The organism is Planococcus chinensis (genome assembly GCF_042681545.1).
Taxonomy (GTDB): Bacteria; Bacillota; Bacilli; order Bacillales_A; family Planococcaceae; genus Planococcus; species Planococcus chinensis.
Genome location: NZ_JBHUFW010000002.1, coordinates 46,634 through 66,021, shown reverse-complemented (window position 1 = coordinate 66,021; position 19,388 = coordinate 46,634). Strand labels below are relative to the sequence as shown.

Here is a 19,388-nt window from a genome sequence, read left to right as displayed (position 1 = left end):
TACGGAAACTGCATCAGCAGACAACCTCTATCCCCCTTTCAATGGTTTCAGCACAGGCTCAGCGTTGTTTCGGATCCAAAATGTCGTTCAAGCCGTCGCCGAGCAAATTGAAGCCCAGCACGGTCAACAGAATGGCAAGGCCAGGGAACGTTGCCGCCCACCAGGCTTCGCGCAGTATTTCGCGGCTGTTCGACAGCATCGCTCCCCATTCCGGAGAAGGGGGCTGGGCGCCGAGGCCGATAAAGCTGAGGCCGGCAGCGGAGAGGATGACAAAGCCGAGATCAAGCGATGCCTGGATGGTGGCCGGCGCGATCGAGTTCGGAATGACTTCCTTGAACAGGATCCGGAACGGATTGGCGCCGAGCGCACGGGAAGCTTCGATGAATTCCGAATGCTTGATCGACAGCACCGACGAACGGACGATCCGCGTATACCAAGGCCACCAGGTGGCGGCAAGCGCCAGCATGACGTTCTCGATGGACGGCCCGAGCGCTGCCGCAATCGACATCGCCAGGATGATGCCCGGGAACGACAGGAACACATCGGTAATGCGCATGATGACCTGGTCGATGCGCCCACCCGCATATCCGGCGATCGCCCCGAGGATGGTGCCGATCGGGAAGGCGATCAAAACCACCAAGAGCCCGATGCGCAATGAAATCCGCGTACCGTAGATGATCCGGCTGAAAATGTCCCTGCCGACTTCATCCGTGCCGAAATAATGCTCGGCGCTCGGCGCTTCCAGCTTGCTGAGCAAATCCACTTCCGTTGGGCTGTGGGTGGCGATCAGCGGAGCAAACGCCGCCGAGATCACGATGACCAATACGATGAAAAGCCCAAGCACTGTCAACGGGCTGCTGAAGATTCTTCGCGCCAACTCGACCACTCCCTTCAATTATGTTTCAAGCGCGGATCAATGAAGAAATACAGCGTATCGACGATCAGGTTGACGATGATGAACATGATTGCAATCAGCATCGTCACGCCCATGACCGCCGGGAAATCCAAGTAGTTGATGGCATTGACCGCATATTGCCCGAGCCCGGGCCAGGAAAATACGGCTTCCACCAGGACGCTGCCGCCGAGCGCGTGCCCGAACGCCATCCCGAGCAGTGTGATGACTGGCATGATACCGTTTCGGAGCGCATGGCCGTAAAGCACCCGGTTTTCCGGTGCGCCTTTTGCAAAGGCTGTACGGATGTAATCGCTCTGCAGAACTGTCAGCATGCTCGAACGCGTCATCCGGGTGATCATGCCGACGGTCACGGCCGCAAGCGTGATCCCCGGGAGGATCAAATGCATAACGGCGGCGTAGAATACGGGCCAATTCCCGGTCAGGAGGGCATCAACCGTGTACATGCCGGTGATGTACTCCGGCGGGGACATCCCTCCGTCGAGCCGGCCGGACCCCGGAAGCACGCCCAGTTTCAGGTAGAAGAACAGCAGCAGGAGCAGGCCCAGCCAGAACGCCGGCATGGCCACGCCGATCAGCGCGAACACCCTGGTGAACTGGTCGGCGATCCTGTCTTTCCGGCTTGCACTGATGACGCCGAACGGAATGCCGACGAGCAATGTGATGAACATCGCGAACAGCGTCAGTTCGAATGTTGCCGGCGAATACCGCAGCAGATCGTCCATGACCGGGCGCTGGGAATACGTGCTTTCCCCGAGGTCGCCCTGGAAGATTCCGCCCATGTATTTGGCGTACTGTACATAAAGCGGATCGTTCAACCCCATATCTTCCCGCAGCGCTTCCAGCCCTTCGGGCGTCGCTTTCGGCCCCAGGATGAGCCGGGCCGGGTCTCCGGGAATGGTATTGGAAATAGCGAAAGTCAGGATGCTGATGCCGATCAGGATCGGGATCATCAGCAGCAGGCGTTTACCGATAAAGCGCAGAGCATGCATTGGGCCGTCCCCCTTTTCTTCACTTTTTTTCTACACGTGGATGCAGGCTGCGAAATGGCCAGGCGCCTTCTCTTCAAGCGGCGGGACGATCTCCGCACATTCCTTTGTGGCCATCGGACAGCGCGTATGGAACGTGCAGCCCGACGGCGGATTGGAGGGGCTTGGCAGGTCTCCCTGCAGGATGATCCGGCTCTTGATGCGGGTCGGATCCGGCACCGGAAGCGCCGACAGCAGCGCCCGCGTATACGGATGGAGCGGCGTATCATAGACTTTGGCGACATCGGCGATTTCCACCACTTTACCGAGGTACATCACCGCCACTTTGTCCGAAATGTGCTGGACGACCGACAAATCATGCGAAATGAACATATAGCTCAAGTTCCGCTCACGCTGCAGATCGAGCATCAGGTTGAGCACCTGTGACTGCACCGATACATCCAGCGCTGAAACGGGTTCATCCGCGATGATCAGCTTCGGATTGAGCGTGAGCGCCCGGGCAATGCCGATCCGCTGGCGCTGGCCGCCGGAAAATTCATGCGGGTAATTGCTCAGCTGCTCTTTGCGCAGCCCGATCTTGCCGGCGAGGCTTTCGATCAACTCTTTGCGGTATGCCTTATCCCCGGCACCATGGATGATAAGCGGCGCTTCCAGGATCTGGCGCACGGTACGCCGCGGATTCAGGGAAGCATACGGATCCTGGAAGACAATCTGCATCTCTTTGCGGAGTTCTTTCATTTCCTTCGCAGACATGCCGACGATTTCCTTGCCTTCGAATTTGATGCTTCCTTCGGTCGGTTCCACCAGGCGGAGGATGGAGCGGCCCAAACTCGATTTGCCGCAGCCTGATTCGCCGACGACGCCGAGCGTCTTGCCTTCATCGATCGTAATCGAGACGCCGTCGACTGCTTTGACCACCGTCTTGTCGCCCATAAAGCCTTTTTTAGTTGTGAAGTGCTGTTTCAAGTTCGTGACTTCCAGCAGCGGCATCCGCTTTCCCCTCCTTTTCATCGTAGAGCCAGCAGGCGGTCTGATGGCCTTCTTTGATGCGGATCATCTCCGGCGTGACGTTGCGGCAAATATCCATGACATGCGGGCAGCGGTCTGCAAACCGGCAACCCACCGGCATGCTCCCCGGCGTCGGGACCGTCCCCGGGATCGATCCGAGCTTTTCCTTGCGCTGTCCGAGTTTCGGGATGGATGCGAGCAGCCCTTGGGTATAGGGATGCTTCGGATTTTCAAACAATTCGACGACCGGCGCTTCTTCCACAATCTTCCCGGCGTACATGACGATGACCCGGTCGCAGACTTCCGCGACGACGCCCATGTCGTGGGTGATCATGATGATGCCCATCTGGGTCTGCCGTTTGATATCGTTCATTAATTCCAGAATCTGCGCCTGCACTGTGACGTCGAGAGCGGTTGTCGGCTCGTCGCAGATCAGCAACTGCGGTTCACAGGCCATCGCAATGGCGATCATGATCCGCTGCCGCATCCCGCCCGACAGCTGATGCGGGTATTCATCGATCAATTCCTCGGCACGGGGCAGCCCGACCGCTTTTAGGAGCTGCAGCACACGGGCCCGGCGCTCCCCTTTGCTTTTTTTCGTATGCAGAATGAGCGATTCCTCGATTTGGACGCCGACGGTCTGCAGCGGATTCAGCGAGGTCAACGGGTCCTGGAAAATCATCGACATCTGGTTGCCGCGGATTTTTTCCAGTTTCCGCTTCGAGTAGCCCGAAATCGCTTCCCCCTGAAGCTTCACTTCCCCGCCGAGCCGTGCTTTTTCCGGCAAGAGCTGCATGAGCGATAACGCGGTCATGCTTTTTCCGCAGCCCGATTCACCGACAATCCCGAGCGTTTCCCCCTGCTCCATCGTGAACGAGAGGTCTTCCAGGATTTTCGAGTATCTCCCTGCGCGTTTCAAGGCCAGCGACATATTGTGGACTTCCAATAACATGCTTCCACCACCCTTCAATCTTTGGTTGAAGATACTTTTGCCAAATCCTTCAGCGCTGCCGTGTAATGATTGGAGAACGCTTTTTGGATTTTTTTCTTGTCCCGCGTGCGCAAGGCATCCAGCAGGACACGGTGGTTCGCGACCACCTGGTCCACGCGCATCGGCACCTGGTTGGCAACGGTCAGGTACATGACCCCCACTTGCGTATCCAGATGCTTGTGGATGCTGATCAGCCGGTTATGCCGCGAAGCCGCCACGATTTTTCCGTGGAACAGGATATCGCATTGCACTTGCTGCTCAATGTCGTGGTTGTGCATCGCTTCCGTGAACGCCTCGATATACGCTTCGAGTTCGGCGAGATCCTGGCTCGTCAGGTTCGGCAGCGCCAGTTGGGCCGCTTCCCCCTCGATCAGCGCGCGCAGCGTATAGATTTCAAAGGCATCCTGTTCGGAAAGCGTGGCCACGAAAGTGCCTTTATTGGTCTCGTGCTTGATGAGCCCTTCGTTCTGCAGGAGCTTCAAGGCCTCGCGGATCGGCCCTCTCGATATATTGAACTTCTCGGCCAGCTGCGCTTGGTTGATCCAGCTGCCCGCCTGCAGTTCGCCGTTCAGGATCATTTTCCTGATGATTTTGGCCACGTCGTCCGATAAGGTTCTCTGGTCCGGAATAATCATTGCTTCCACTCCTATTCTCAACTTGCCTTGCGGGGCAACGATTCGTATATTTTCTGCAGTTCGTAGAGGTTTTGCCAACTCATTTTCCGTTCTCCGCTTTCAATCTCCTTGATGGCCGCCACCAGCGCCGACAGAAGCGGCATCTCCACCCCATGGCTTTCGCCAATCTCCAGGATGGGCACCAGCTGGGCGTCCACTTCCGTTTCGCGCTTCCGGACGGCCAGGTCACGCCAAATCCCGCTTTTCGTCTTTTTATTGGCTGCCATCCGTTCGGCCAGTTTCGCCAATTGGGCATCCAGCTTTTCGCTGTCCCGGGTTTCCCGCGGGTAGACCAGCGCCGGCTCCCAGTCGTCGAAACCGAGCGGCGTGATGCCTTCTTTGTCTGCGGTTTCCAGGATTTCCGAGCACAGCTCCATCAGCATGTCCCGCAGGTCGTGCCTCTCGACGACCGCGGCCATCGTCTCATCGACCAAAGCCGTGGCATACAATAAACCCGCATAGGACATCTTGCCCCATAAGTATCCCCAGATGTTTCGGGTCACCTGTGCCGGGCCCCATGCCTGAAGCTTGTCTTTGAGCGCCTCGATGCGCGCTGTAGCGGAGCCGTCGAGTTCGCCGAGATACAGGGAAGCGACTCCTCCGTAGAGGATTTTCCCGGGCCCGAGATAATCGGCCGAGAAATTCACGAAGCAGCCGATGGTGCGTTCCGGGCCGATCAATTTTGAAATTTTCCGTTCGCATAAGCCGTTCTGCAAAGAAACGACTTGGGAAGTTGAGGTTAAGTGGGGCAGAAAAGGCGTCAGCGCTTCTTCGGTGTGCTGGGCTTTGACGCAAAGGAAGACTGTTTCAAGCGGTTTACGCTTTTCGATCAGCTGAGATGGAGTGAAGGCTATGCCTTTTACGGTAAATGTTTCGTCCGGGCCTTCGATGGTCAGCCCGTCCTGGTTGATTTTATCGACATGGTCCTGTGCGATGTCGCAGAAGATGATGTCTTCTCCTGCCCGGACAAGGTATGCCCCGAGGACTCCGCCGATCGCACCTGAACCGATGATTGTAATTGCCATCTTGTGCCCCCCTAGAAAAGTTGTAGCCCGCCGTCAGCCGATATAATCTGGCCGTTCACGTAGCGGGAGAAATCAGAAGCGAAAAAGAGCACCGGATGCGCGATGTCTTCAGGTGTGCCGAGGCGCCTGGACGAAATGGACTCGATCAGCCCGTCCTGCTGTTCTTTGGACATCGCCTGCCATTGGCGTTCGGTCGACGGATTCGACAGGACGAAACCCGGCGCTACATTGTTCACCGTGATACCGAAGCGCCCGAGTTCCCTCGCCATCTGACGGGTCAATCCGATCTGTCCGGCTTTGGCGCTGGTGTAGGCCTGGATGCCGGTGAGGCTGCTGCTTCTTCCGGCGCCGCTGGAGATATTGACGATCCGTCCGTATGCCGCCTCTTTCATATAGGGGGCGAATGCCCGGATCATGTAGAAGGTGGTATTCAGGTTGATGTCGATGACTTTCCTCCAGTCGTCATCCGACACCGCTTCGATCGGCTGGTGCACTTGGCCGGCAACGCCGCCCGCCACATTCACCAGAATGTCCGCTTTGCCGAAATCTCTTACCACGCTTTCCGCCAGGCTTTTGACTGCGGCAGAATCGGCAGCATCGCAAGGGTAAAGGCGGATCGCTCCGGCTGATCCATGGGCGGCGATGGCTTCTTCTACTTCTTTTCCGGATTCATCGAGCGCGTCTTCGAGGATGTCGACGGCGGCCACCTGCGCACCGCGGATGGCGAGCTCCCGGCAGATTGCCCGGCCGATGCCGTGGGCCGCACCCGTGACGACGGCTACCCGATTTTCGAAAGTTAACTGTAAACTGTTAACACTTTGCACTGCCTCACCCCTTATTCCGCTGATTTTTTTTAGTATATTCTTATCATTTTTAAATTGCAATACTATTTTGAATATTAAATCTTTTATCCTTTTTTTGTTATTTCCCATCCCCTTTCGTTGTTTGCCCAATAAAAAACAGACGGCATTGGATTGCCATCTGTCCTTTCATTATTATACGGTGTACCTGCCGCCTGCTATTCCACTGGAAATTTTGATCCTAATGAAGCAAAACTTATATGGACAATTTCAATAAGGCTCTCTACTTAAAGGGCCGTTTTTTTAATTTCGGTTATGTGCCAGTTTGTTTTCCGTGCTCTCGTACGGCAAAGATGTTTGATGTTCTTCTCTTTCCGCATCAGTGACAATAAACCCATCGCAATTTCTCAAATGACTTTTTATACGGATCAACATAGACTGATCTCCGCTTCAACTGCTTTTAATTTAAATAAACTTGGTGTCCTAAACCTTCAAGTACTTCGAGCACCGCTTCAAGGCGTTCGGCAAAATGTTCCGGTGGTTCTTTCGATTCCATGCGAATGCAGACCAGGTTCGGATTCGTTTTCATTTTCTGGGAGTAATTGGTCGGCAGCGGAATCGGGTGGTTCCAAAAATTCTCCGCGAACACCGGAAATTCCTCGGGCAGCAGATAAATTTCCGCTTCATTCAAAGCAATGCCGTCTTCCTTCAAATGGCGGAAGGAAATATCCATATCAAGCTTGCAGATGAAACAGGACTTGCTTGCCCGTATTTCCAGCGTCCGCTTCTTTTTGACCTGGCACTTCCCGCTCTGAAGCTCCGTCTCCGCCTTCATAAGCAGGCCGACTTTTTCCGCTAACTGTTCCATGCCATTCATCGTGACCATCCCTTTCTTCTAGTCTGCGTATGCCCTGCTGCCTTCCGCCAATGTTGTCTGGGCGGAAACACAGTACGGACACCTGTGGTAAGGCTCCTTCGTTATCAGCCTTTCTGCATATGCTGGGCAATCAGTAAATTCACGCTGCCCGATCGGGGTGCTGGTGAACCCGCACCGGTCGCCAGCGTAGATCTGACGGTGAATCCTTTTTTTATCGTGGGCGATAAAATACATCATCGGAATCGCTCCTCAGCCTTAAATGATTCCAAACAAAAAACGCCGAAAAGAAATGGTGCGTCCTTTTCTGGCGTTGTTTCCAGCTCTATCGTCTGGCACATCCAACCTGAGTTATTTAATTGGCTTCTTCATTTGATGCTAAATGATATTTTTTCACATAAACGACATACTTTTTTGCTCTATCTGAATAATAAGTAAAATCAGGGTTAATGTAAAGCATTCGGATCAAAAAGATCTGCGGTTTTTTCCTGATTGCAGTACTGCGGTTAAAAGAGGAGTTACCACAAATTTTCCCGGTTCTTTTCGATTTTAAACCTGCTTGGTTGCGGCCGGCAATCGCTGAAGATCCACTTTCAGCCAGCCACGTACGCCGTTGATGAACCAGATAGCGTCCCAGTCGCCGAGGCTGTCTTTCAGAACTACCCGCTCGGTGATTTTGCCGGTGTCGAGAAGCTGCTGGCGGAATGTGCCGGCTAGAAGGCCGCATTTGGCGGGCGGCGTGAAAAAGCTGCCGTCTTTTTCCACGACGAGATTGCCGATCGTGAATTCCGTGAGTTCGCCGTTTTCATTCCACAGCAGGGACGCAAACGCATCGCCTGCTGCCCTTTGGGCGGCTTCATACACTTTCCGGTGAGTGGTTTTATGAAACAGGAACGGATCTGCCGAATCGACAGGTTCTTCTGCGAGCACCGCTTTCACCGGTCCCACGACAGGCAATGCCGGCTGCGCTTCTGCGGTGCAGGCGCCCGTGCGGTCCATCAGCAGGCGCACTTTGTGGATGCCGTCCGGACACTGTCCGGCAAGCTTCGCGAGCAGCGCTTCGATTTTGTCGGCATCTGCATGGAAGCCGAAATAAGCGGCGGATAAGGAAAGGCGCTTCAGATGATAGGAAAGCAGCGGATACTTGCCGTCCTCCAGCCGGAGCGATTCAAGCAGGCTGAACTCCGGCCTGCGGGCAGTCAGCACTTTCGCCTTCGCATACAATTCCTCGAATTCGCCATGCGGCGTCGAGTCCCACGTGATGCCGCCTCCGACGCCATATTGGGCTGTCCCGTTTTCCGAGTCGATGACCACCGTCCGGATCGGCACGCTGAAGACGGCATTCTTGTCCGGGGTAATAAATCCGATCGCCCCGCAATACACGCCACGCGGGGAGCTTTCAAGTTTCGCAATCGTCTGCATCGTGCTGATTTTAGGCGCACCGGTGATCGAGCCGCACGGAAACAGCGCTGAAAACCAGTCAAAAACGGACAGATTTGGCGAGAGTTCCGCTTCTACTGTAGAAGTCAGCTGCAATACGGTTGGATAAGCTTCGACTTCAAAAAGCTTGGAGACCTTGACGCTGCATGGGGCCGCAAGCCGGCTCATGTCGTTCCTCAGGAGATCGACAATCATCAGATTTTCTGCCCGTTCTTTTTCCGACGAGAGAAGCCGTTCCGCCTGTTCCCGGTCTTCTTCCGCGGTGCGACCGCGGACAGCCGTCCCTTTCATCGGCTTAGTGGTGATGCTGCCGTCGTCCACGCGGAAAAACATCTCCGGCGAAGCGGACAGGATTTGGTATCGGCCGAGGTCCAGATAGGCGCCGTAGCCCGCCTGCTGGTTTCGGGCAAGTTGGCGGTAGAACGCTCGGCTGCTGCCGGTGAAATCCGCCTGCAGCCGCTCGGTGTAATTGACCTGGTACGTATGCCCTTCCTCGATGGCATCCTTGATGCGGGCGATGCCGTTCCGGTACAGCTCCTCTGAGCCTGCCAAGCGCCAGTCCGCCACCTCGAACTCGTCTTCTTCCCCTTCAGTTTTCGGGGGTTCGGGTTTAGGGAAAATGCCGAACCAGACGAGCGGAAGTTCCGCTCCCTCGTGCACCACCATTTCCGGGTGGAATGCTGGAGCCGCTTCGTATGCCACATAACCGGCAGCGTAGAAGCCTTCACCGACCGCCTTTTCCACACTTTCCAGGATCGTTGGAACTTCAGACAGGTCATGCGTTTGGAGCACTTGGACCGGATCGGTGAAAGCGAGCGGTTCGGCCGCATCTTCTTTATTTTTAAACTCGAACATTAGGTAAGGGTTTGGCATTCAGGGCTGCTCCCTTCTGCGTTTCGCTTCCAGGCTTTTGCCTGGCTGTAACAGTTCCGAAGCATCGCAAACCCGTCATGGGTCAGGATCGATTCCGGATGGAACTGAATGCCGGCGACCGGCAATTCGGTGTGCTGTACACCCATGACCACGCCGTCTTCAGTGGCGGCTGTCACTTTTAGGCACGGCGGCATCGTTTCCCGTTCGGCGATGAGCGAATGGTAGCGCGTCACAGTCGCCGGATTTACGATACCTTCAAACAATCCGATTCCGTCATGGTTGACCAACGACACTTTGCCGTGCATCGGCTGGCGCCCTTTGACGACGCGTCCCCCGAAATGATCGACAATGGTCTGGTGCCCAAGGCAGACGCCGAGGATCGGGATCGTGCCGCTCAGCGAGCCGAGCGCTTCGCGCGTTGCCCCCGATTCGGCTGGACGGCCAGGCCCCGGCGACAACACGAGCAGGTCGGGCGACAGATCCGCAATTTCTGCAGCGGTGATCCCCCTATTTTGGTAGACCCGGACGTCCGGATCGAGCTGTTTGAAGTAATGGACGAGATTGTACGTGAATGAATCGTGGTTGTCGATGATGACAATCATGGGTGCACCTCTTTTTTCTATAGTTCAGGTGTGTCTATTATACCTGCTCTGAAATGCGAAGAGAATTATTATAAACAATGCAGTACCTGAAAAATCCCTCTTTCCTTCAAAACAAGTAAGTAATCTGATAATTTGCTATGATGGGTGATAACATCGAAGTTCCAGCATACATAAAAGCTACTAATGAAAAGAGGAGAAGGATCATGAAGAATGTCGTCATAATTGATTCCGTCAGAACCGCCATCGGCAAACTGGGCGGCACGATCGGCAATGAAACCGTCGATTTGCTCGGCGCCCACGTCATTGAAGAATTGCTGCGCCGCACCGGGCTCGAGCCCGCATCTGTCGAAGAAGTGATCATGGGCCAGGCGAAGCAAAGTGCGGACGTCTCGAACTTGGCGCGCGTCGCCTTGCTGCGGGCCGGTCTCCCGGTGGAAGTGCCGGGCTATACCTTGCACCGCCAATGCGGTTCGGGTGTGCAGGCCGTCAATTCTGCTGCCCAGCAGATCGGCATGGGCCTCGGCGACATTATCATTGCAGGCGGCGCCGAATCGATGAGCACCGCTCCTTATTACGTCAATAAAGTTCGCTTCGGCACAGGTTCCGGCGACGTCTTATTGAAAGACCCGAACACAGCGAGCCAGCCCGGTTCACAGCCGGTGGAAACCTACGGCGAATTAAATATGGGCATCACAGCGGAAAACGTTGCGGAACAGTACGGCGTTTCACGCGAAGACCAGGATGAATTTGCGCTCGAAAGCCAAGAACGGGCAGCGAACGCCATCCGGAACGGCTTGTTTGATTCCCAAATCGCATCTTATCCGGTGAAGACGCGCAAAGGCACGGTCCAATTCAAGGTCGATGAGCACCCGCGTGAAACTTCCTCCGAGAAACTGGCTTCGTTAAAACCGGTGTTCAAAGAAGGCGGCACGGTCACAGCGGGCAATGCCAGCGGGCGCAACGACGGCGCGGCCGCCTTGCTCGTCATGTCAGAAGACGAAGCATTGAAACGCGGGTTCCAGCCGAAAGCGCGCGTCATTGCGCAGGCCGCAGTCGGCTGCTCCCCGGAACTGATGGGAATGGGCCCGGTGCATGCGACATTTAAAGCGTTGAAGCAAGTGGACTTGAAGATTGAAGACATCGACATCATCGAACTGAACGAAGCGTTCGCTTCCCAGGCGGTTGCCTGCATCAACGAACTTGGTGCCGACCGAAGCCGCGTCAACCCGAACGGCGGCGCCATTGCGATGGGCCACCCGATCGGTGCGACAGGCGCCATCCTGTTGACCAAGCTCGTACATGAACTCGAACGCACCGGCATGAAATACGGCGTTGTAACTTTGTGCATCGCCGGCGGCATGGGCATTGCGTCGGTTGTGGAGAATTTGAGGGTTTAATTATACGGACAGGATCCGCTGGCATTCAGCAGATCCTTTTTTAAGGGAAAAAGGCGGGCAGCCGGCGATATTACGTTTGGTGCAAGTAAATTCCGGTTTGCTGAAAGTAAAGTTGGATATTCTGCAAGTATTTTTGATTTACTGCAAGTAAGGTTCGATTTGTCGCAAGTAAACTCTTGATTGCCGCAAGTAAAGCCCGATTTGCTGCAAGTACCGCCGTCCCGGCAACTAAAAACAGGCCGGACTTGTGCATCCGGCCTGTCCTGCTTTACAGTATCTCTTGATGTTTATTACGGCAGCTGCCTGCCGTTATTTTTTTGCCTTCTCCAGATTTTCCGCAACCCGGTAACGGACGATCCGGCGGACCAAATCATATGGCATTGGCTGATCGAGCGGAAATTGGACCGATCCTTTCCCTTGTTTGTACGGAGCCAACTCGTCCTGAAACGCCGTAATGCCGGTTGGGACCGGATAAAACCCGATGTGGTTCTTGAAGGCGGCAAAATGCACCAGGTTGCCATTCAATACGAATGTCGGCATTTGATAGCTGATCGCTTCCTGGGCATGCGGCGCTTCTTCTCGGATGATATGCCTCAGTGTCTGAAGGATTTCCTGTACATTTTCCGGCGCTTGCCGGATATAGTCATCAATCGTCTGGATTCCCATAAGTTCTCCTTTCTTCGCATCAGATTTCCTGGTTCTTCTTAGTCTCCTTGCTGCTCCTTTATTCCTTAGGTCGGCATTTGTTTATCAGAAAAAGGCAGACTGCCGAAAACCAGCTGCCTGCCTCTGTTCCATGCCATCATCCGCCTGAATCGTCTTTTTCCTTATCATCCGAATCGTCGTCATGAAATTCACTATCCGTATCCGTAATGTCGCCTTCCGGAATGACTTCTTCTTCGCCTTCTTCAGGCGTCACATCGGCGTCGTTGTCCACCGGCGCTTCGTCTTCCGCATCACCGCAAGCTGCAAGCATCCCGATCGACAGAAATGCTGCTGCTCCGACTTTCAGCCATTTCGCCTGTGCCATAAGAATTCCTCCCTTCCGCTTTCTTTCAAAGCCAGGAATTTTCAGTATATTCTTTTTATACCCTTTAAGGAGCCGGATACTCGTATTTTATTGAAGGAGTTCATCCGTCGCTTCCTGTTTCTATTGTGCAGCATAGGATTCCGTAGCCGTTTCCTATAAAAAAAGAAGCCTTCTCGGCTTCTTTCTCTTGAATCAATCGTCTTCTTCTTCGTCTTCATTCTCCATGTTTTCGTGTTCTTCGTCCTCATTCTCTCCGCCGCCATCGCCGCCGCACGCTGAAAGCATGCTGACCGACAGCAGTGCTGCCGCGCTCAGCTTCCACCATTTATGAACCGCCATCCTGGTCCCTCCTTCGGAATTGCGTTGCCTTACTGACATTAATACCCGCTTATCTCCCCAGGAAACACTGCCAACTTGTTCTCGACGCTGGCCACCAGTTTTTCGCAGCGGACAACGTCGGTTTCCTGTGGCGCCAGTTCGATTTTTAACGTAGCTGCAAGGTCAGTCTGCACAAACAGCATATCTCGGAAACGGTCGACGGCGCCGCAGAATTCGGCGAAAAAGCTGTCGCCGGTTCCAAAGACCGCGGTGATGATACGATTGTTCCCCAAGTGCTCGAATGCTTCGAACAAGCCGTGCATTTCTTTCGGAATCTCGCCGCTGCCCCATGTAAACGTGCCGACCAGAACCGCATCGTAACGTGAGAGTTCTGAGAGCGAAAAGGCATTTATTGGCCAAAGCTCCACTTCCAGCCCCTTGGAAAGGCAGATTTCCTGCAATATCTCCGCCACCGCTTCTGTATTCCCAGTGACAGATGCGTAGACGATGGCAATCCGCGGGTCATAGTTCGTCGAAGCCATTCGACTGCGACACTTTCGAATAGGTCCGGGATTTCTGCTCGAAAAAGTCCGATTTGGTTTCATTCATCATGTCATCGCCAAATACCTGAATCCACGGCATCGGGTTGCTCTGTTCAATGTACAGATTGTCGAGACCGAGCTGGCGCAGGCGTTTGTTGGCCAAGTATTCGACATAGCCTTCGAACTCATCTAGATCAAGCCCCTGGATGTCCTTCAGAATGTGGTGTGCCCATTCTTTCTCCAGCCCTACCGCTTTGTCTACAGCGTCGTAGACGTATTGAATGTTTTCCTCAGTATTCAGTTCGGGATTTTCTGTCAGCATGATGCGGATAAACTGGGAAATGAAATACGCGTGCTGCATTTCGTCGCGCTGGATATAGCTGATCATCGTGCTCGTCTTGAGCATTTTCTGCTGGCGCGCCAAATGATAGAAAAAGGCGAAGCCGGCGTAGAAATAAATGCCTTCGAGGTTGATCGAGTTGACACTCAAGCGGAACAAGGTCTGCGGCGTCGGGTTCTGGCGAAATGCTTCGTAGGCATCCAGGATCAAATCATTGCGCTTTCTTACGATCGGATCGCTTTTCGCCTGGTTGAAGCGCGCATTTTGCTCGCTGATTGACACCAGTGAACTCAGGATATACGAATACGACTCGTTGTGCACCGCTTCCTGCTGGGAAATGACCGCGAAAATCGCCTTGAAGCTCGAGTCGGTGACGTAGTCCATCGCCTGGCTCATCGTCGGCGTCTGCAGGCTGTCGAGCGACGCCAGCTGCGTGTTGATGCGCAGAAACACGTCGCGTTCGACGTCCGTCAAATGATCCCATTGCTTGATGTCGTCCTGCATATTGATTTCCTGGGCTTTCCAGAAGTTCGACAGCAGCGTTTGGTACAAATCGTACATTTGCGGATAGGCGATATCGTTCCAGTTCAGTAAACCGGACGACTCCCCGTTTATGATGCCGGTGGATTTATTCGGCTGCTCGGGATTGAGCAACTTGATCTTTTGCAATGGTGCGTGAATGGACATAGTGGTTCCTCCTTAGCTTTGGCAAGCTTCGCATTCTTCGATTTCCGCCTGGGATGTGCTGCGGACATAGTACGTCGTCTTCAAGCCCTGCTCCCATGCTTCAAAATGCAGCCCCAGCAATTCTTTCGCTTTGATCGTGTGCGGCACATAGAAATTGAAGCTGATGGCCTGGTCGATATGGCGCTGGCGGGCCGCGTTCTGGCGGATGCTCCAGTTTTGGTCGAGTACGTGGCGCGCACGGCGGTAATAGTCATAGGTGTTGTGGTCAAGGTCCGGCGCCGTCACTTTGAATTTGAAGTTTTTCTTTTCTTCCGCAAATTCCACTGCATAAAGCGGATCGATGCCGTCCGTTGAGCCGCCGATTTTGGCCGTTGATGAGTTCGGCGCCACCGCCATCATCCAGCCGTTGCGGACGCCGTTTTCCGTAATGGCGCTTTGCAATTCGTTCCAGCGAACGCTTGTATAGCCTTTGCGGTCAAAATACTCGCCGGTCTCCCATTCGGAGCCAGCAAATTCGCGGTATGCGCCTTTTTCCTTGGCGAGTTCCATCGAAGAGCGGATCGTATGGTAGGCGATTTCTTCGTACAATTTATCAGCGAACGCCACGGCTTCTTCCGTTTCCCAGTGGATGCCTTGGAGCGCCAAAAGATGGTGCCATCCGAAAGTTCCTAAACCAACTGCTCTATATTTCTTATTTGTTGCATCGGCTTGGCCGACGGAAATGGTATTCAAATCAATGACGTTATCCAGCATGCGCATCTGAATCGGCACAAGGCGCTCCAGCACGTCTGCTTTCACCGCACGCGGCAAGTTGATCGATGACAAGTTGCAGACGACAAAATCGCCCGGCTTGCGGATCATCACGAGGTTGCCGTCTTCGTCGGTGTATTCTTTAGTGATAGTAGTAGCTGACATATTTTGGGTTATTTCTGTACACAAATTACTGCAGTAAATCGACGTAAGCCCTTTGCCGCGCAGGTGCTTGTTCGGGTTCTGGCGGTTGACTTCGTCGCGGTAGAACATATACGGCGTACCGGTCTCAAGCTGCGATACCATGACGCGCGCCATGATGTCCATCGCCCGGTAAGTTTTCCGCGGCAATAGCGGATTGCCCACCGCTTCTTCGTATTTCTCCGTAAAATGCTTGATGTCCGTTTCATCGTAGAAGTCTTCCAGGCCAAGCGCAGTTCCGGTTTCATCTTTCCAGCCCATGACCGTCTTCACCTGATGCGGGCAGAACGTATGCCATTCGCCTGTGCTGCGGCCGCTGCTATCTGTTTCCTTCAGCTTTTCCATGAACAGGTCCGGAATCGCCACGCCCGTGAAAATGTCGTGCGCTTTCCGACGCTCGTCGCCGTTGTTCGTCTTCAAATCCAGGAAACCGTTCATAATGTCTTTATGGAACACGTCCAGGTAAATCGCGACGGCGCCTTGGCGCTGGCCGAGTTGGTCGACGCTGACCGCCGTGTCGTTGACAAGGCGGATCCACGGAATGACGCCGGACGAGTTGCCTTTGAATTTTTTGATGTCCGATCCCAAAGCGCGCACTTTGCCGTAATAGACGCCGATGCCGCCGCCGTCTTTGCTGAGGCGCGCGATGTCCCAGTTGTTCAAGTAAATGCCGTCAAGCGAATCGTCCACCGTATCGATAAAGCAGGAAGACAGCTGGCCAAAGCTCTTGCCGGCGTTTGACAATGTCGGCGTCGCAACGGTCATATACAGATTGCTCATCGCCCAGTAAGCTTCCTTCACCATGTCCAGCCGCTTTTCCTGCGGTTCGTTCTGCATTAAGGTCATCGCAATGACGAGGAAACGCTCCTGCGGCAATTCATGGACATTCCCTTCGTAATCTTTTGCCAAATAGCGGTCTGCCAGTAAAAACAAGCCGATGTAATTGAACAAAAGATCCCGGTCTGCCTGGATTTCATTGCCCAACGCCCCGATTTCCTCTTTTGAATAACTCTTCAGCAAGTCGCCGGAATAAATGCCGATGCTGCTCAGTTTTTCGACCAGTTCATAAAAATCGCCGTATTTGGCTTCTGTCTGATAGCCCCGGCTTTTCGCCGCACCTTTGTACAACTCGTTCAAATAAAGCTCCGCAGCCACGAATGTCCAATCCGGCTCGGCCATGGAAATGCGGTTGAGCGCATAAATCAAAGACTGCTCGCCTTTTGCTTGCTTTTCCAGGTCTGCCACTTTTTCGAGCAGCGGTGCGGCATCGAGCTTATAGACATCTCTCGCCCGCAGGATCGCTTTTGTCACGGCATCTTTTTCTGTATGGATGATGGTATTCATATCAAACCAGCTCCTTTGCGTGTTCGTTGATTTTCATGCGGCGCTGCTTGCGCTCCTGTGCACTTTGGAACAGCTGCTTCTCGTGTTCGGTTTCCGGCACCACTCCAGGCACCGGCGTCGGTTTTCCGACTTCATCGACGGCGACCATCGTCAAAATGGCGGTCGTCGTCAAGGTTTTCTCGTTGGTCTCGATGCTTTGGCATTCCGCTTTCACGTATACTTCCATCGACGTGCGCCCAGTGGAAATGACGACGCCTTCCAGGAGCAGGACATTGCCGACCCGAGCGGATGACAGGAAGTTCACGGTGTCGATTGATGCGGTCACCACGGCTTTGCCGCTGTGCTTCATGGCCGTGATAGCGGCGATTTCATCGATAAAGCTAAGGACCGTTCCGCCGAAAATGGTGCCCATGTGGTTCGTGTCCGGCGGCAGAACCAATTTGGTCTGGATCGTCCGGGAACGGCTTGCTGCGATTTGCTGTGTCATGTTCAGTCCTCCAGTCGGTATGCGGGCATACAAAAAACCCATCTTCTCAGGGAGAGGATGGGTTGGGTAAACGTAAATAATCCGGCGGAAACCGGCAAAAGCCGCTGCACCGCGCAGAATACCTTCGTTATACCTCCCAGTTCCCGGAGAAGGGCATTAACTTATAACGATGGCAGGTCTCCTGGCTCGTGCGTCCTCCTACACTATGTCCTTCCCGTCCATTGGACAGTGGATTGCCATAGTTCGTCGGCACTTACAGTTGCGGGTACAGCTCCGGTTTTCAACGGATTCCCTATTAAGCCTTTTCAGGCACCATCATTATTGGTCTTACTATATATGGTGTTGTTATGTATACAATTCACTAAATATTGTATTCCTAAACTATAAACTACTTCTTTTTCTTTTTCAAGCACCGTTTTTTAGCAGATTAGCCGGATTTCCAACATGGACGTTTTGTCAGTGTTTCTGCGCCCCCTATGACACAGGAGCTGTTCTTCATTTCTGGCAACGGCACCTGAAGCGCTCCACGCCGGGATATTTTTCTCCTAGGCTCCGGATTTCAAAACCGAGGCTGCGGTAGAAGCCGACCGCTTCGCCGTCCGTTTCTGCAACTATGACGTTTGGGGTAAGTTCTTTCCGGACCGCCTTGACGAGTGCTTTCCCGATTCCCCGGCCTCTTTGGGTTGGAGCGACGGCGATGTGCTTGATTTCGAGCGCCTGCGGATGGAGGCATTCAATGCCGATGCAGCCAGCCAACCGGCCCCCTTCCCACATTCCAAACAGCCGCATGTCCGGCATCTCGATGTAGCGGCTGTATTCCAAGGCCGCTTTTTCGACAGAAGCGGCGTAGGCGAGCAAAACGCCCACCTCCTCGGCCATCTCCGGAGATGTGATTTCCTGCACGCGGTCACTCTCCTTTTTCCATGGTGATAAAGTCTGCAGAATCCGTGCTGAACAGCTGCGCTTCTGCAAAACCGGACTGGCGGTACAAATGAATCGCCCGTTTGTTGAATGCCGCGACCGTCAAGCGTAAGCGCAGGCCTGGATGCTGTTCCTGCACCTTCGCGGCAGCGAAGCTGAAGAACGGCCGGCCGTTTCCTTGCCCGGTCTTTCGGGGATCCATCCCGAGGCCGATATCGATGAACCCGTCCGGATAAGCGCCGGCAAGCCGCCCTTTCGGCACTTGAGCCGCTTTGCCCGCGCACAGAAACCCGAACAGGCTGCCTTCCGCCCACACGGCTTGATAGGTACCGCCGAGCAGTTCAAGGAGCGATTCTTCCGAAACTTCGTTGTTATAGAAATCGTACGGTTCTTCGTATCGCCATCCCAGTATTTCTAAAGCTGTTTCATTGTCCATTGCCTTGAGCGCAAATTGCATGCCAATCCCCCTATTTGATGCCTGCCAGCCAGTCTGCCACTTCCTGTTCCATCTCTCGTGTAAACTGATGGCCGGCGCCTTTAACGATTTTTCTGTCTGTATAGCCTGTATTGCGGGATTCTAAAAGATGCCGGTAATATGCCGCATGTCCTTCGAGCGGCACCGTCCGGTCCTGTTCGCCGTTGATGAGGAGCACGGCGCCTGTGCCCGCTCCCTGCTGCATCGGGTCGAACCCGTTGAGCAGTTCCGCTTCTTCTTTGCGGAGCGGCGACCGGTCCTGCCGTTCGCGGAAAAGCTGTTCGGTCAGCACGAATGCCCCGGAGCCGTTGATGCTTGCGAGCCCTGCGATTTCCGGATAACGCGCAAAGATGCCGGAAGCGATAAAGCCGCCCATCGAACTGCCGACCAGCACAATATCGGATTCCGGAACGCCGAGCGCTTCCCGGAATTCCCCGAACTCTTCGATGCTCTCTATGATGGCTTTCCAGAAATAGATTTGAACCGTCTCCATTTCGAAGGGATTGGCCACCGGATTGCGCGAGTCGTTATAGGCGATCTCCGGCACCACTGCCCGGTGGCCTTGTTTCGCCAGCTCTTCCGCGTATGCCTGCCAGCTTCCAGCAGTCCCGCCCCAGCCATGGTAAAGGAGGACTGTCTTGCCGGTTTTTTCACCCGGCTCTGCCACATGATAAATGAATTTCCCTGCCTGCATTTTTTTCATCAAC

22 protein-coding genes and 1 riboswitch are annotated in these 19,388 nt (G+C 54.2%); of the genes, 1 reads left to right on the top strand and 21 read right to left on the bottom strand.

The genetic code is table 11. From position 1 onward, the window contains the following. Positions 1–58 precede the first annotated feature (58 nt). The 11 genes from nikC to ACFSDB_RS00345 form a co-directional block, all read right to left on the bottom strand. Positions 59–886, bottom strand: coding sequence for a nickel transporter permease (gene nikC, locus ACFSDB_RS00395; RefSeq protein ID WP_377338720.1), 828 nt, complete (start codon positions 884–886; stop codon positions 59–61). 5 nt (positions 887–891) lie between these two features. Then, positions 892–1,905 carry an ABC transporter permease gene (locus ACFSDB_RS00390; protein ID WP_204891614.1) on the bottom strand — a complete coding sequence of 338 codons (1,014 nt, stop codon included), beginning with the start codon at positions 1,903–1,905 and terminating at the stop codon, positions 892–894. Between the two features lie 30 nt (positions 1,906–1,935). Then, positions 1,936–2,892 (bottom strand): ABC transporter ATP-binding protein, encoded by a 957-nt coding sequence (locus tag ACFSDB_RS00385; protein WP_204891615.1) that lies wholly within the window; start codon positions 2,890–2,892, stop codon positions 1,936–1,938. Then, positions 2,846–3,862 (bottom strand): ABC transporter ATP-binding protein, encoded by a 1,017-nt coding sequence (locus tag ACFSDB_RS00380; RefSeq protein WP_204891616.1) that lies wholly within the window; start codon positions 3,860–3,862, stop codon positions 2,846–2,848. Before ACFSDB_RS00380 ends, ACFSDB_RS00385 begins: the two co-directional genes overlap by 47 nt. A gap of 14 nt (positions 3,863–3,876) precedes the next feature. Then, positions 3,877–4,536, bottom strand: coding sequence for a GntR family transcriptional regulator (locus tag ACFSDB_RS00375; RefSeq protein WP_204891617.1), 660 nt, complete (start codon positions 4,534–4,536; stop codon positions 3,877–3,879). A 17-nt stretch (positions 4,537–4,553) separates the two neighbouring features. Then, positions 4,554–5,600, bottom strand: a complete 1,047-nt coding sequence (locus tag ACFSDB_RS00370; protein WP_204891618.1) for a ketopantoate reductase family protein — start codon at positions 5,598–5,600, stop codon at positions 4,554–4,556. Positions 5,601–5,611: 11 nt separating this feature from the next. Continuing rightward, positions 5,612–6,424: an SDR family NAD(P)-dependent oxidoreductase gene (locus tag ACFSDB_RS00365; RefSeq protein WP_204891619.1), complete on the bottom strand. Its 813-nt coding sequence runs from the start codon at positions 6,422–6,424 to the stop codon at positions 5,612–5,614. 436 nt (positions 6,425–6,860) lie between these two features. Further along, positions 6,861–7,277: a hypothetical protein gene (locus tag ACFSDB_RS00360; RefSeq protein ID WP_204891620.1), complete on the bottom strand. Its 417-nt coding sequence runs from the start codon at positions 7,275–7,277 to the stop codon at positions 6,861–6,863. An 18-nt stretch (positions 7,278–7,295) separates the two neighbouring features. After that, complete coding sequence (locus ACFSDB_RS00355; RefSeq protein WP_204891621.1) at positions 7,296–7,514, bottom strand: hypothetical protein; 219 nt, start codon at positions 7,512–7,514, stop codon at positions 7,296–7,298. Positions 7,515–7,823: 309 nt separating this feature from the next. Continuing rightward, positions 7,824–9,587: an aminodeoxychorismate synthase component I gene (gene pabB / locus ACFSDB_RS00350; protein ID WP_204891622.1), complete on the bottom strand. Its 1,764-nt coding sequence runs from the start codon at positions 9,585–9,587 to the stop codon at positions 7,824–7,826. Beyond that, positions 9,569–10,189 (bottom strand): anthranilate synthase component II, encoded by a 621-nt coding sequence (locus ACFSDB_RS00345; protein WP_377338712.1) that lies wholly within the window; start codon positions 10,187–10,189, stop codon positions 9,569–9,571. Before ACFSDB_RS00345 ends, pabB begins: the two co-directional genes overlap by 19 nt. 203 nt (positions 10,190–10,392) lie before the next feature. Here ACFSDB_RS00345 and ACFSDB_RS00340 point away from each other — a divergent pair, with 203 nt between their 5' ends. Beyond that, the gene (locus ACFSDB_RS00340; protein ID WP_204891623.1) at positions 10,393–11,586 is read left to right on the top strand and encodes a thiolase family protein; all 1,194 of its coding nucleotides are present in this window, start codon (positions 10,393–10,395) and stop codon (positions 11,584–11,586) included. Positions 11,587–11,895: 309 nt separating this feature from the next. Here ACFSDB_RS00340 and ACFSDB_RS00335 read toward each other — a convergent pair whose 3' ends face one another. The 10 genes from ACFSDB_RS00335 to ACFSDB_RS00290 all read right to left on the bottom strand — a co-directional run bounded on the left by ACFSDB_RS00335 (position 11,896) and on the right by ACFSDB_RS00290 (position 19,384). After that, complete coding sequence (locus ACFSDB_RS00335) at positions 11,896–12,252, bottom strand: iron chaperone (protein ID WP_204891624.1); 357 nt, start codon at positions 12,250–12,252, stop codon at positions 11,896–11,898. Positions 12,253–12,388: 136 nt separating this feature from the next. After that, complete coding sequence (locus tag ACFSDB_RS00330) at positions 12,389–12,616, bottom strand: DNA primase (protein WP_204891625.1); 228 nt, start codon at positions 12,614–12,616, stop codon at positions 12,389–12,391. Between the two features lie 192 nt (positions 12,617–12,808). After that, positions 12,809–12,955, bottom strand: a complete 147-nt coding sequence (locus tag ACFSDB_RS00325; protein WP_204891626.1) for a hypothetical protein — start codon at positions 12,953–12,955, stop codon at positions 12,809–12,811. Between the two features lie 38 nt (positions 12,956–12,993). Further along, complete coding sequence (locus tag ACFSDB_RS00320) at positions 12,994–13,476, bottom strand: flavodoxin domain-containing protein (protein WP_204891627.1); 483 nt, start codon at positions 13,474–13,476, stop codon at positions 12,994–12,996. Next, positions 13,457–14,503 (bottom strand): ribonucleotide-diphosphate reductase subunit beta, encoded by a 1,047-nt coding sequence (locus ACFSDB_RS00315; protein WP_204891628.1) that lies wholly within the window; start codon positions 14,501–14,503, stop codon positions 13,457–13,459. The genes ACFSDB_RS00320 and ACFSDB_RS00315 overlap by 20 nt, the downstream gene beginning before the upstream one ends. A gap of 12 nt (positions 14,504–14,515) precedes the next feature. Then, positions 14,516–16,798: a ribonucleoside-diphosphate reductase subunit alpha gene (locus ACFSDB_RS00310; RefSeq protein WP_204891629.1), complete on the bottom strand. Its 2,283-nt coding sequence runs from the start codon at positions 16,796–16,798 to the stop codon at positions 14,516–14,518. A gap of 1 nt (position 16,799) precedes the next feature. Further along, positions 16,800–17,285: an acyl-CoA thioesterase gene (locus tag ACFSDB_RS00305; RefSeq protein ID WP_204891630.1), complete on the bottom strand. Its 486-nt coding sequence runs from the start codon at positions 17,283–17,285 to the stop codon at positions 16,800–16,802. 154 nt (positions 17,286–17,439) lie between these two features. After that, positions 17,440–17,617, bottom strand: a riboswitch (cobalamin riboswitch). 163 nt (positions 17,618–17,780) lie between these two features. After that, positions 17,781–18,188, bottom strand: coding sequence for a GNAT family N-acetyltransferase (locus ACFSDB_RS00300; protein ID WP_377338705.1), 408 nt, complete (start codon positions 18,186–18,188; stop codon positions 17,781–17,783). Between the two features lie 4 nt (positions 18,189–18,192). Next, complete coding sequence (locus tag ACFSDB_RS00295) at positions 18,193–18,663, bottom strand: GNAT family N-acetyltransferase (protein WP_204891631.1); 471 nt, start codon at positions 18,661–18,663, stop codon at positions 18,193–18,195. 10 nt (positions 18,664–18,673) lie between these two features. Then, entirely contained in the window at positions 18,674–19,384 is a 711-nt protein-coding gene (locus tag ACFSDB_RS00290; RefSeq protein WP_204891632.1) for an alpha/beta hydrolase, read from the bottom strand. Positions 19,385–19,388 lie beyond the last annotated feature (4 nt).